The sequence below is a fragment of the Amycolatopsis kentuckyensis genome (genome assembly GCF_002155975.1).
Taxonomy (GTDB): domain Bacteria; phylum Actinomycetota; class Actinomycetes; order Mycobacteriales; family Pseudonocardiaceae; genus Amycolatopsis; species Amycolatopsis kentuckyensis.
The window spans coordinates 1-13,148 of sequence record NZ_MUMI01000434.1; the positions used below are offsets into that span (position 1 = coordinate 1).

At 72.2% G+C, this 13,148-nt stretch carries 10 protein-coding genes; 1 reads left to right on the plus strand and 9 read right to left on the minus strand.

The genetic code is table 11. The features are described 5' to 3' along the window. From CCN39_RS35385 to lanL, 8 genes are all read right to left on the minus strand, one after another. Window positions 1-327: UBP-type zinc finger domain-containing protein (locus tag CCN39_RS35385; RefSeq protein WP_086849505.1), on the minus strand; the 327-nt coding region annotated here is incomplete at its 3' end. Window positions 328-431: 104 nt separating this feature from the next. After that, complete coding sequence (locus tag CCN39_RS35390) at window positions 432-2,180, minus strand: ATP-binding cassette domain-containing protein (protein ID WP_086849495.1); 1,749 nt, start codon at window positions 2,178-2,180, stop codon at window positions 432-434. Next, a complete protein-coding gene (locus CCN39_RS35395) occupies window positions 2,177-3,883 on the minus strand; it encodes an ABC transporter ATP-binding protein (protein WP_086849497.1) in 1,707 nt (568 codons plus the stop codon). The genes CCN39_RS35390 and CCN39_RS35395 overlap by 4 nt, the downstream gene beginning before the upstream one ends. Before the next feature lie 115 nt (window positions 3,884-3,998). After that, window positions 3,999-4,133 (minus strand): hypothetical protein, encoded by a 135-nt coding sequence (locus CCN39_RS52640; protein ID WP_279629602.1) that lies wholly within the window; start codon window positions 4,131-4,133, stop codon window positions 3,999-4,001. A gap of 46 nt (window positions 4,134-4,179) precedes the next feature. Next, the gene (locus tag CCN39_RS50350) at window positions 4,180-4,335 is read right to left on the minus strand and encodes a hypothetical protein (RefSeq protein ID WP_158104574.1); all 156 of its coding nucleotides are present in this window, start codon (window positions 4,333-4,335) and stop codon (window positions 4,180-4,182) included. Between the two features lie 60 nt (window positions 4,336-4,395). Continuing rightward, window positions 4,396-4,548, minus strand: a complete 153-nt coding sequence (locus tag CCN39_RS50355; RefSeq protein WP_158104575.1) for a hypothetical protein — start codon at window positions 4,546-4,548, stop codon at window positions 4,396-4,398. A 56-nt stretch (window positions 4,549-4,604) separates the two neighbouring features. Beyond that, a complete protein-coding gene (locus CCN39_RS35400) occupies window positions 4,605-6,440 on the minus strand; it encodes an alpha/beta hydrolase family protein (protein ID WP_086849499.1) in 1,836 nt (611 codons plus the stop codon). Beyond that, window positions 6,437-9,181, minus strand: coding sequence for a class IV lanthionine synthetase LanL (lanL, locus tag CCN39_RS35405; RefSeq protein WP_086849500.1), 2,745 nt, complete (start codon window positions 9,179-9,181; stop codon window positions 6,437-6,439). The genes CCN39_RS35400 and lanL overlap by 4 nt, the downstream gene beginning before the upstream one ends. 292 nt (window positions 9,182-9,473) lie before the next feature. Here lanL and CCN39_RS35410 point away from each other — a divergent pair, with 292 nt between their 5' ends. Further along, a complete protein-coding gene (locus tag CCN39_RS35410; protein WP_086849501.1) occupies window positions 9,474-12,626 on the plus strand; it encodes an AfsR/SARP family transcriptional regulator in 3,153 nt (1,050 codons plus the stop codon). An 8-nt stretch (window positions 12,627-12,634) separates the two neighbouring features. Here CCN39_RS35410 and CCN39_RS52645 read toward each other — a convergent pair. Beyond that, a partial coding sequence (locus CCN39_RS52645) for a winged helix-turn-helix domain-containing protein (RefSeq protein WP_143264270.1) occupies window positions 12,635-13,148 on the minus strand: 514 nt, incomplete at its 5' end.

Sequence of the window (13,148 nt, forward strand, 5' to 3'; positions counted from 1 at the left end):
GTCTTCGGGCACCCGCCCGGCCGGCCCGGGCGCGGCCTGGCCGAGAGGCCGGTGTTCGGGAGCGGCGAGCGCGGGGCCGGATTCGTAGAGGACTTCTTCGCCGTAGTCCCAGAACCACTCTTCGCCGGGCTCGAAGCTGCGCGCCAGCGGGTGCCCACTGGCGGCGGCGTGGCCACTGGCGTGCTGGCCGGGCGAGGAATCGCAGCAGCCGATGTGCCCGCAGGCGGCGCACCGCCGGAGGTGGAACCACCAGCCCTGCGGATCGGCGGCGTCGCAGTCCGCACAACCCGTGCCACTGGGCGGCACCGAGGGATCAACGCCTTGCATCCGCACTCCTCTGCTCACAACGACCCTGCCCAGCTTAGGCGCGGCGACCGCCGGGCCGCAGCTTTGCCCGGCCAGCGCTAGCACCGGCCCTGGTCTTCGGCCGCTCAGGGAACCGGGGACTTCGCCGTGCTCGCCGGTGTCCGACCACTCGCCGCCCATCGCCCGGTGAGATCGGCGTACAACGGGGAAACCCGAACCATCGTCTCGTGGTCGCCGACCGTGGCGTCGGTCCCGTCGAGGAGCAGGATGCGGCGGGCGCGGGTCGCCGAGCTGATCCGGTGCGCGATCACGACCAGGGTGCCTCCCCGCGCGGCGAACGCCCGTTCGGCCCTGGCCTCGGCCTGCGGGTCGAGGTGGCAGGTCGCCTCGTCGAGCAGCACCACCTCCGCACCGGAAAGGAAGACCCTGGCCAGGGTGATCAGCTGGCGCTCGCCTTCGGACAGCGAGCCGGTCTCCTCGATCTCCGCGTCGTACCCGCCGAGCCTGCCGACGAGGGGTGTGAGCCCGAGTTCGGCGGCCACCCGGTCCAGTTCGAGGTCGTCCGTCTTCGGGGCGAGGTAACACAGGTTCTCCCGCAGGGTCCCGGAAAACACGTACGATTCCTGCGGGACCAGGACGACTTTCTCCCGCAGCGACCGGGCCGACAGCGCGGCGAGCGGCACGCCGCCGAGCCGGATCGTCCCCGACTGCGGCCGCTCGAGGCCGGCGATCAACGCCGCCACCGTGGACTTCCCGATCCCGCTCGGGCCCACGATCACCAGATGATCGCCGTGCTCGATCCGCAGGTCGAGTCCGGCCACGATCGGCTCCGAATCCGGCCCGTACGCGAACGTGACGGCATCGAGCTCCAGGTCGAAGCCCGGGGCCGCCGCCCCGGCCCGTCCGGGTTGCGCCCGGCTCGCGCCGATGACCGCGAGCCTGTCGAGCAGCACACCCAGCTGCAGGCCGACGTTGCCGAGCGTGCCGACGATCGACCGCAGGGCGGGCTCCAGGCCCACGACGAGGTAAGTCGCGGCACCGAGGATTTCCCCCGGTGTCGCCGCCCCGGACGAGACGAGGCCCGGCGCCAGCGCCAGCGCGGCCACCAACGGCAGCCGCGCACCGATCGCGATGATCCCGATCCGCCACGCCCCGGTGCGCGCGGTCGCCATCGACGCGGCCGCCTGCGCGTCGACCACGTCGCCGACCTGCCTCCCCGCGACCGTCCGCGCGCCGCACGCGGCGACATCGCGCAAGCCCGACAGCACGGCACCCGATTCTCCGGCCAACCGCTCCTCGACGAGCATGGAGGCCAGGTACCGCCGCTTCAGCCTCGGCGAAAGCACGCCGAGCAGCACCATCGCCAGCACGAGCGCACCCGCCGTGATCCAGGCCAGCACCGGCACCAGCGTCAGCAGCCCGGCCAGCACCGCGAGCACCGAAAACGCCACCGTGCGCACGATCATCAGCAGGGCCGCGACCATCTGCCGCACGGTCTCCGTCTGCCGGGTCATCGTGGTCACCACGCTCGTCCCGGCCGTGGCCCCACCGGTCACCGCGTCGCGCAGGCTCCCGGCCACCACCGCGTGCACCAGCCGGTCGCGCACCGCTTCGACCACCTCGGCCAGCGGACGCATCACCTGCCGGGTGCCCACCGCGCCGAGCACCAGGGCACCGCCGTAGCCGGCGAGCCAGAGCAGGCCGAGCCCGAACCGGCCCGCCAGGAACCCGGTGTCCGTCGCCAGCGCGACGAGCCGGCCGGACGCGAGCACGGGCACCACTTCCAGCACCGACCAGCACGCCAGCACGAACAGCGAACGGCGTTCGGCGGCGAACACCGGCCGGATCGAGGCCCAGCCGCGCGCGCTCGTCATGCCGGTACCTCCACGTCCACGTCCTCGTCCTGATGACCGAACAGCTCGCGGTAGCCCCGGCGAGCGAGCAGGTCCTGGTGCGTCCCCACCGCCGCCACGCGACCGTCGTCGAGCCAGATCACCCGGTCGGCGCGAGCCGCGGTCGACATCCGGTGCGCCACGACCAGCCGGGTCCAGTGCCTCCGCTCCAGCGCCAGGGAAATCCGGGCCTCGGTCACCGTGTCCACACTGGACAGTGCGTCGTCGAGGACCAGCACCCGGGGTTCGCGGCAGAACGCCCGCGCGAGCCCGAGCCGCTGCGACTCGCCCCCGGACAGCCGGAGGTCGGCGGTCCGGGTCAGCTCCCGGTCCGGCAGCCTGGCCACGAACGAGGCGGAACTGCTGTCCCGCAGGGCGTCCGAAACGGCGGCGGCAGCCACGCCCCGATCGCCGTAGGCGACGGCGTCCCGCACGGTCCGGCCGAGCAGGACCGGCCGCTCGAACGCGCAGGCCACCACCTCGCGAAGCTCGTCCGGGTCCGCGTCGGCGAGGTCGACGCCGTCGACCAGCACCCGGCCGGAGTCCGGGGTCCGCAGGCCGCCCACGACCGCGGCCAGCGCCGATTTCCCCACTCCCGACCGGCCGACGACGGCGGCCGAAGAGCCCGCGGGGATCTTCAGGTCGACGCCGTCCAGGACGACCCGATCCCCGTCCAGCACGCGCACCCCCTCGATGGTCACCACACCGCCACCGTCGGGGAACCGGGCCTGCCCCGACTTCGACGCCGGTGCGGACAGCACTTCGGCCAGCCGGTCCGCGGAACCCCGGACCCGGCCGAACTGGGCGAGCACCGAAGCCTGCCGGAAGATCCCCATGGCGAAACCGAGGTAGCCGGTGATGGCGATGAGCCCGCCGGGGGTGACGGTGCCGGTCGACACCCCGTACCCCGCCGTGGCCAGTGCGCCGATCTGCAGGGCCGGCCCGACCAGCGCCAGCCGCCAGCCCATGTCCCGTTGGGCGAGCCAGAACCGCACGCCGTGGGCGCGCAGTGCGGGCAGCGGGGCCAGCACCCGGCCGATTTCCTGTTCGACCGTGCCGGTGGCCCGGATCGAGCGGACGCCGCTCAGCGCGTCGACCATCCGGGTGGCCAGCTTGCCCTGGTGCTGCTGGTACTCCGTGGTCAGCTCGGCGGTGCGGCGGAAGAAACCCCTGGCGAGCAACCACACCACCGGGGCCCCGAGCACGAACACGAGCCCGACCCGGTGGTCGATCACGAACAGGGCGACGACGCCGGCGACCGAGGTCAGGGCCGAAACCACCGTGCCCACCACGACCGGCACCAGCCGAGCCGTCTCCGCGGTTCCCTCCACCAGCCTCGTCAGCAGGTCGCCGGCGGGAAACCGGTTCCGGCTGCTGCCGTCGAGCCGCAGCACGTGCCCGACGAGGAGGTGCCGCAGCCGCGCGCCCGCCTTGGTCGAAGTCCGCACGCCGATCAGCTCGCGCGCCGCTTCCGCACCGGTGGCCAGGACGAGCAGGACGGCCATCAGCACCAGGGGAGCCGACGAGGCGGCGCGGCCCAGTGCCGCGTCGACGACGGCCGCCAGGGTCGCCGGAACGAGGATCGCCGTCACCGAGTCCACTACGGACACGGCCAGGTACGCCGCGCCGGAAAGCAGGTTCGCGCGCAGGATCCGGGCCAGCAGCCGGTTGACCGGCGATGTCATCGTGCCGTTCCTCTCCGTCGGTTCCGGTATCGGTTCCGGTTCCGGACCGAGGACCGGCTGTGCCCCGGGGGTACGGTCGGCACAGCCGGTCCTCACTTCACCGGTTGCCCGGCTGTCAGCCCGGCGTCACTTCGGCGTAGTCGAAGGTGTTCCAGGGGCAGGTGATGTAGCTGGCGAAGCCACAGCACCCTTCCGGAGTCACCAGCTCCTGAGCCGGAAGTTCCTGCAGGGCATCGATGGGAACTGCCACGATTGACCTCCTCTCGACGATCGGAGCGGCGGGGAACCGAACCCGCTCAGCTCGTGTTGGTGCAGCTGTGACAGGTCGTCAACCCGCTCGTGTTGAAGATCGGGCAGGTGCCGGTCAGCGAGTGCCAGCAGCAGTCGTCCGCCTGCAGCCCGAGCTGCTCGGTCGGCTCGAACTCCTGGAGAAGCTCAACGGCGAGGGACATCCACGTTCACCTCCTTCGCGTCCGCATCGTCACTTCTCTGCAAGTCGGCACCGATCACCGTCAGAAGGTGAAGGTGCAGCCAAAACAGGTGAAGATGGTGGTGTACAGCGGCGGCAGACCGGGGCCACAGCAGGTACCCAGGATCGGGCATCCCCCCAGACCGATCTCCTCGCTGGGTTCCAGCTCCTGCAGGGACTCCACGTTGATCGACAAGTTCTTTCACCTCCTCCCCCCAGTTCCGGATGGACCGGCGCACGAACCGCCGGAAGTCAAGAGCGGGCGGCGGGCAGCTCGCCGTGCCCGACGAAGCGCGCCGCGGCGTGGTGCAGTTCCGCGGAACCGTCGAGCGGCGCATGACCGGCGCCCGCCACCTCGACGTACCCGAAGCCGGCACCGGCCCGGCGGCCCAGACCGGTGAGCCGGTCCACGAGCGCGCGCGACTGGGTCACCGGTATCCGCGGATCCGCATCTCCGTGCACGACCAGCAACGGGGCTTCGAGCTCGGCGATGCGGTCGAGCACGTCCCGCGAACCCAGCGCATCGACCACCGGCCGCCGGCCGTCGAGCCGGTCGATCATCGCCCGGACCTCGGCCGAGGCTTCCGGGTACAACCGGGCAGCGGACAACATCGGTGCGATCGCCAGCACCCGCGACCACGCGCGCGGTTCGATCGACGCGGCCAGCAGGGCCAGGTAGGCCCCGTAGCTGGCGCCGAAGAGGATCAGGCTCTCGTCGTCGCGCTGCTGCCGCACGTAGCGGCCCAAGGCCAGCACATCGGCCAGGTCCGGGCCGGCCCAGGCACCGGTGATCAGGTGGTGGAATTCGTCCCCGTACCCGGTGCTGCCCCGCGGGTTCGGCGCGATCACGGTCACGCCCTGGTCCGCGAAGAGCTGGAACAGCTGCGAGAACTTCAAGGACCAGCGCGCGGCGGGCCCGCCGTGCAGCGCGACCACGACGGCGCGTGCGGTGCGCCAGTCCTCGTGCCCGCAGACGACGGCCTCGATCTCCGATTCGGCGCCGGGGAAGCGTTCCAGCCCGCTCGGTGCCCAGCCGTCGTACTGTCCCGCCGGAGTGCCGTCGTGGATCTCGATCCAGTCCCGCGGTCCGTGGCCGATGATCCGCCCGGGGTAGCCGGCGCCCGCCGTCAGGCTCCACAGCCGTTCACCGTCGCCCGGCTCCGACCAGGCCATGACGCCGGACGCCCGTTCGCCGGGGCCGGCCAGCCGCCGAACCGCTCCCGTGTCCGTGTCGAGTTGCACGACCTGTTCCCGCAGGCCGTCCCGAACGTGCAAGGCGACCGCGCCACCGCGGGGGCGCATGGCCATCGGTGTCACCACTCCGGCCAGTCCCCGCGTGGCGGGGAACTCGGTCACGCTCCGGCCGGGCCGCCACAACCGCAGCCGGTGCTCGCCGTCGAATTCGCTGCTGAGCAGGACTTCCCGGCTCGACGGCGCGGTCAGCCACGCGATGTCGCCGGCGCTTCGGGGCAAGATCGGCAGGTCGGTGAGTTCACCGACGGCGGAGAGGTCGAGGACCGCCGGCCGGACACCGGCGCCGTGCCTGCGGTTGACCACGAACTCGGTGCCGGCCGCGTCCAGCCAGCCGCCACCGCGCAGGAGCAACGCGGGCAGCTCACCCAGCCGCCGCGCCGGCTCGTCCGGTCCCGCCCAGACCCAGGCCGTGCACTCGCCGTCCGGCGATCCTTCCCGGCCGAGGAAGAGCACCCGCCTGCTGCCGTCCGGAGCCGCCGCGATCACCTCGGGCCGGAACGGCAGCCGCCCACCGTCGCGCTGCCGCCCACCGGGCTCGACCAACGTCAGGCCCGGCTCCCCGGCGAACAGCACCGAGCCGTCGTCGAACGGCACGGCCTCCGACGGAATGCCGGTCAGGTCGGCGTTGCTCGCCGCCACCTCGAACCCCGGCAGCCGGCAGCAGTCCCCCGGCAGGTCCGTGCCCAGCCACCAGAATTCGCAGAGCAGCTTGCCGCGCCCGTCGGTGAACAGACCGGCGGCGGTCCGGCCGGTCGCCGAATACCGGAAGGCGAGCCTGGAGCGCAGCGAGATCAGCGTCGGCCACAGGGGTGGCCGAGTTGCCGTCGAGGTCATCGCCCGGCTCCCGACGGCAACTCGAAGTCGTCGACCATCCACCAGCGCTGACCGCCGTGGCGCAGCCGGTGCAGCAGCCCCAGCGGGCCGCTCATCCCCACGTTGTAGCTGTAGCTGACGGACGTCAGGCTGTCGTCGAGCAGCACGAGCTTGCCATCGCGCTCGCTGCTGAGCCGGTAGAGGGCGAGCGCGTACTCCTCGGCCCACTCGCGGTACCGGTCGTCGCCGGTGGCAGCCGCCATGTCCAGGAGGAACTCGCCGTTGCCGGCGAGGCCGTGGCAGTGGCTGGGTGCCAGCAGCCACTTCTCCGCCCGCGTCGCGATCGCCGCCTGGTGCGCGGTGTCGAGGTACCGCTGGTCGCCGGTCGCGCGCCACAGCCGGATCAGGAAGGTGCCGATGCCGGGCGCGCCACTGCACCACCAGCAAACGCCGTCGAACCGCGCCGCGCCGTCGGCCTCCGCCTGAGCCGTCGGCCAGCTGGCGCCCTCGCCGTGTCGCCGGGCGAGCGAAATCAGGTAGTCGCCGCCGTCGGCCGCGAGCCGGGTCAGCTCGGGGCGGTCCAGCTCGCGGCCGACGATCAGCAGGAACGCGCACACCCCGGCGACCCCGTGGGCGAACCCGTAGTGCGTCAGTCCGGCCGCCTGGGCCTGCGGACCGTCCATGATGGGCCAGACGACCTCGTCCGGGGCTTTCGCGGCCAGGACCGAGTCCACGCAGAGCAGCACGCGCCGCCGCAGCTCCTCGTCCCCGGTCCGGCGCCACAGGTGCAGCTGGGCCAGGCCGCCGCCGGCGACCCCGTGGGTGATGTCCGGGTTGGTCCACTTCACCGGCATGGTCTTGGCGCGCCGGACCGCCCTGGCCATCATCTCCTCGTCGCCGAGTTCCCGCGCCGCCTCGTACAACGCCCAGAACGTCCCGGCCCGGCCGAAGTACAGCCCGGGAAGCACCCGCGGGTCGTTGTTCAGACGGCGGTCCAGCCAGCGGGCCGCCGTCTGAAGCGCCGCACGCAGGTTCTCGTCGCCCGTCGCGACGACCCGGCGGCGCAGCAGTTCGATCGGCCCGGCGGCACCGGCCTGCAGGCTGTTGGGGTCGAAGAGCCGCCCTTCCAGCGGGTTGACCGGCCACAGCTGCCGCGCGTCGGGTGTCATCGCCCCCACCAGGTGCGCGACGCCGTCGGTCAGCAGGCGGTGCTGCTCGCCGGCACCGAGCCGGCCCGGCACCGGACGTTCCGCGGGCGCCGCGACGGTGTCGAGCAGCTCGCGGACCCGGTGCAGCGGCGTCCTCTCGGCCGGCAGTTCCCTGGTGAGCCCGAGCACGATCGGTGCCAGTGCGGCCAACGCCGGGCTGTGCGTCGACATCGAGCGCACCAGGAATTCGATGCGGTCGTTGTGCGGTCGCGCGGCTCCGCCCGCACCGGGCTCGTCCTTGGGCAGCACGGCATGCGCGCCAGTGGCCAGGTAGAACAGCGAGGCGCCGAGGCTGTAGAGGTCCGCGACCTGCTCCGGGGCCGGGTAGCGGGCAGGCCCGCTCAGCTCCTCCGGTGCGTTGTAGGACATCGTCATCACCCTGGTCACCACCTGCCCGGGCACCGCGACGAACTCGGTGTCGATGACGACCAGGTCCTCCTCCGGGGTGACCATCACGTTGTTGGGCGTGAAGTCGCGGAAGACGAATCCCTTGTCGTGCACGGCCGAGACCAGGTCGACCAGCTGCTTCGCCAGTGGCAGCACCCGATCCAGTGCCATCACCCGCTCGGCCGACGGCCGCATCTCCTGCTCGACCCACGATCGCAACGTGACGCCGTCCACGTGTTCCTCCGCGAGGAAGACGTGCCCTTGGTAGTCGAACAGCGCGACCGGCCGGACCGCCACGCCCAGCGGCTCGAGCAGCCGCAGCACCTCGTATTCGTTGCGCAGGAAATCCCGCGCGTCGGTGCCGTCGATTTCCGCGGCGATGAACGGCCGGGCTTCCTTCACGACCACTTTCCGGCCGGTCCGCTCGTCTATCGCGCGATACACACCGCCGCGGTTGGAATGCCGGATGGCCTCGTAGACGACAAATCTGTCGTCGAGTTTCACCTGGGATTTACCGCGCTCGGATTCCTTGCGCTCGGAGACCGCTTCGACGATCGGCGCCGGCGCCCACGACGGCGGCGAATACCACGCCTGCCGCTTGTCCTGGACCCAGTCTCCGCCCGGGGAGACCAGCATCGGCACGAACGAGCCGTCCGCGTCGAGCACCTGCTGCTCGCCCGAGAACCCGCCGTAGCGGTAGTGCACGAGACTGTCCGGCCGGTAGCGGCGGTCCGACAGGATCGCCGGCCCCTCCAGGCCTTCTGTCACCCGGTGCAGCACTTCGAGCAGTTCGGCGAACTCCTCGGCGCCGGTCGGGTAGACGGTGATGAACTTCCCGCCGGTGCCGCGGTCGCACCGGACGGAAAGCAGCATGCGCAGCTGCGGCAGCCCTTTGGCGAACTTGAAGGTGACCTGTCGTTCCAGCAGCACGCGTGCCGCCGCTTCCAGCACCGCCACCGCCGATCGCGGCGTCGCGGACAAATGGATCTTCCACCCTTGCGGCTGCGTCACCCTTCCCGGCGGCCGCACGTAACACCAGACTTCGTCCGGCAGGTGCGTCCACCCGTGCAACGGAACGACTTCGTCCCGGACACGCAGGAAATCATCGAGGTAAGAACGCTCGGAAGCTTCTTCGAGCACACTTCGCCCAGCCATGCTGACCCCCATCAACAGCGAACCACGATCACGAACATCCCCAGTTGCCGAAACCGTATAGAAGGCCGACCGGCTTCGCACGACGTTTCAAGCGTCGCTGAATCCGGCGGCACCGGGCGAGGACGGCGAGAGCGGCAGCCCGCCGAAAACGTCGTTCGGCCACCGGCGCTCTGCTAGCATCGAGCCGTATCGGCATCTTCCGGGCAAGAAGGCCGAAACACGCAGGTCGACGCACACGCCGGGGGGATGGTGCACGATCGGTATCACTCTGACCTCACCCGGGGACACCCCGCTGCGGTTTCGCGTGCTCGGCTGCCTCGAAGTCCTCGACGACACCGGCGGCACGCTGATCATCAAGCGCCGCAAGGCCCGGCTGCTGCTCGCGGTGCTCCTGTTCCGGGCCAACACGACCGTGCCGACCGACTCGCTGGTCGACCAGCTGTGGGGCGCCCGGCCGCCCAAGTCCGCCGTGGCCAACCTCCAGTCCTATGTGGCCGAACTGCGGCGCGTGCTCGGCACCGCGGATCCCGCCGGGACGGACCGGCTGCGCACGGACCAGGGTGGCTACCAGCTCTCGGTCGGCGACGACGAGCTCGACTCCGAGCGCTTCGCCCGGCTCGCCGAGCTGGGCGGCAGCCAGCTCGGCACGGGGTTGCCCGCCCTCGCGGTCGAGCACCTGACCGCCGCGCTCGAGCTGTGGCGAGGATCTGTCCTCAATGGACTGGAACCGCCGCAGTCACTGCGCCCGGATCTCGAACAGCTCGACGAGCTGCGCCTGCGCGTCGCCGAGAACCGCGCCCAGGCTTGGCTCGACCTGGGGTGCAACGACATCGCGGCCGCGGAACTGCGCACGCTGACCGGTGCGGCGCCGTTCCGGGAACGGCCGTGGGAACTGCTCATGCTGGCCCATCACCGCGGCGGACGGACCGACCTGGCGCTCAGCACGTACCTGCGAGCCCGCACGGTGCTGGTCGAGCAGCTCGGCATCGAGCCCGGTCCCGCACTGCGCCGGACGCACCGCACCATCCTCGCCGGCGATCCCGCCCTCGACCTGGCCCTCGAGCCGCAGCGGCAAACCTGGATCCGGCCACGGCAGCTCCCCCCGGACACCCCCACCGTCGTCGGCCGGGCCGGCCAGCTGTCGGCGCTCGACGAACTGCTGATCCGGCACGAGCCGGGCGGCGCCCCGCCGGTCGCCATGGTCGTCGGGCCGGCCGGTGCGGGCAAGACGACACTGGCGCTGCACTGGGCTCACCGCGCCACGCCGGCGTTTCCCGACGGGCAGCTGTTCGTCGACCTCCAAGGCCCTTCGGCCACTCCCGCCCTTGCCGAGCTCGAGGTCCTCACCCGGTTCCTGCACGCGCTCGGCGTCCCGCCCGCCCGCGTGCCCGCCGACCTCGCCGACGCGGCCGCGCTGTACCGCTCGGCGCTGTCCGGCAGGCGGCTCCTCGTCGTCCTCGACAACGCCGCCTCCGCCGATCAAGTCCGGTGGTTGCTGCCGGGTGACCCCGGCTGCGCGGTCCTGATCACCAGCAGGCACCGGCTCGCCGGCGTGGAGACCACGCTCGGCGCCGCTTCGCTCACCGTGGACGAGCTCTCGACGGCCGATTCCCTCGCCTTGCTCACCGCGGTCGTCGGGGCGGACCGGATCGCGGCGGACGTGACCGCTGCCCGGGAACTCGCCGAGCTGTGCGCCGGCCTGCCACTGGCCCTGCGCATCGTCGCCGCGAACCTGGTGCTGTGGCCCGGCCAATCGCTGGCCGGCTACCGCGCGGAGCTGGCCGGCGCCGGGCTCGTCACCCGGTTGAGCGTGCCGGGAGACGAGCGGCTCGGCCTCCGCGCTGCCTTCGACCTGTCCTACGACGCTGTCTCGGCCGAGGCCTCCCGGTTGTTCTGCCTGCTCGGACTCGTGCCGGGGCCCGGCATCGGCCTCGCCGCCGCGGCGACCCTCGCGAACCGGGACACCGGGGCGACCCGGCGGGCGCTCGGGGAACTCGTCGCCGGCCACCTCGTCCAGTCCCGGCCCGCCGGGCAGTTCGGCCTGCACGACCTGCTTCGGGACTACGCGGTGGAACGCGCCGCCGAACGGCTCCCCGGAGCCGCCCGGGACGAGGCGCTCGGGCGGCTGCTCGACCACTACCTCCGGACCGCGGACCGCGCGGCGGCCGCCCTCCACCCCGACTTCCTCCGGCTGCCCGTCGAAACATCCCACGAGCAGCCGTTCGAACTGCCCGAGGCCCGGAACTGGCTGCTAGCCGAGCAGGCGAACGTGCTGGCGGCGATCCGGTGGACAGCCGGACACGGTCCGCTCGCCTACGCCTGGCGGCTGGCGGACGTCCTGCGCGGGTTCTTCCACTCGCACCGGCTGGACGCGAATTGGGAAGCCGCGGCGACCACCGGGCTCGCGGCGGCGGAGCAGGCGGGCAACCGGCACGCGATCGGCGCCATGCAGCACAGTCTCGGGGCCCTGGCCTGGAGCCGGGGCAACTACGGCCGGGCGCTCGCGGAACTCGAAGCGGCCCAGGAGTCCTACCGGGCCAGCGGCGCTCGCGACGGCGAAGACTCGGTGCTGCACGCACTGGGGGTCGTCCACCTCGACCTGGGACAGCTCGACCGGGCCACCGATCACTTCACGGCCGCGCTCGCCGCGACCGAGGAGCGCGGCGACCCGCTCCGCATCGCCAACGGCCTGATCAATCTGGGTGCGGTGCTCATCGAACGCGGCCACCTCGCCGAAGGCATTCGCCGCAACGAGCGCGCACTCGGCATCTGCCGACAGCTCGGTTCCCCGCACGCGGCCGCCATCGCCCTGTGCAATCTCGGCTGCGGCTACCGCTTGACCGGTGCGCTCAACCTGGCACTCGAAGTCCTCATCGAGGCCCGGGAGAACCTCCGTGAGCTCGGCTCGCGGGACGACGAAGCGGACGTCCTGGTCCGGCTGGCCGCGGTCCACCTCGCCGTCGGCGGCGTCACGCCCGCGCGTTCCTGCGCCCACGAAGCCCTTCGCGCCGCGCGAGACGCCGACAACCTCCGGTTCGAAGCAGACGCGTTGTGCACACTCGGCGACGTGCAGGCCAAGGCGGCCGGGGCGGCATCCGGACACGGCTATTACCTCGAAGCGCTGAACCTGTCGCACCGGATCGGCTACCGCCGCGGGGAGATCGTCGCGACGCTCGGCCTCGCCGCGTCCGATCCGCAGGCGGCCACCGACTACGCGTCACTCGCCCTGCGGAAAGCCGAGCGAAGCGGCTTCGGCCTGCTCGCCGGGCACGCGCGGATACTCCTCGCGGAAGCGCTGGTCGCGGCCGGAGACCCGGTCACGGCCAACGACCACGCTTCGCGGGCGCTCACGGACCTGCGGGCCAGCGGGCACCTGGTCGACGAGGAACGCGCGCTCGTCGTCCTGGACAAGATCCTCGCGGCCCGGGCAGGCGGCACGGGCTCGCGAACGCACTGACCCGATCGCTACGCGCTCACCGTCAGCAACGCGGAACCGAACGTCGTCGGCCGGTGCCGCGCCGCCCCGCCGGCCCGGTCCGTGACGATCAACCCGGAATCCCGCAGCACGGTGGCGTGCTGGCTGGCTCCGGCCAGGGAAATTCCGAGCTCGGCCGCCACTTCGGTGGTGGAAAGCAGCGGCTTGGCGCAGATGGCGTCCAGCACCGCGGCGCGAGTCCGGCCGAGCAACGCGGTCACTCCCTGGACCGGTGCACCCCCGTCGAACCAGCCGGGCCGCCGGTCGATCGGGTAGACGAGCACCGGCTGCCGAGCGGCGTCCAGCAGCGTGACCGGCGACTGCCAGCAGAACAGGGACGGGACGAGCAGGAGACCTCGGCCGCCGAGGTGCAGCTCCTGGTCCACCGGGTAGTCGATCTCCAGCGCCGGAGACTGCCACCGCACCATCGGGTGCAAGGTCGACAGCAGTGCCTCGACACCGCCGTCGACCACGATTTCGCCGCGCTGCAACCGATCCGCCCGG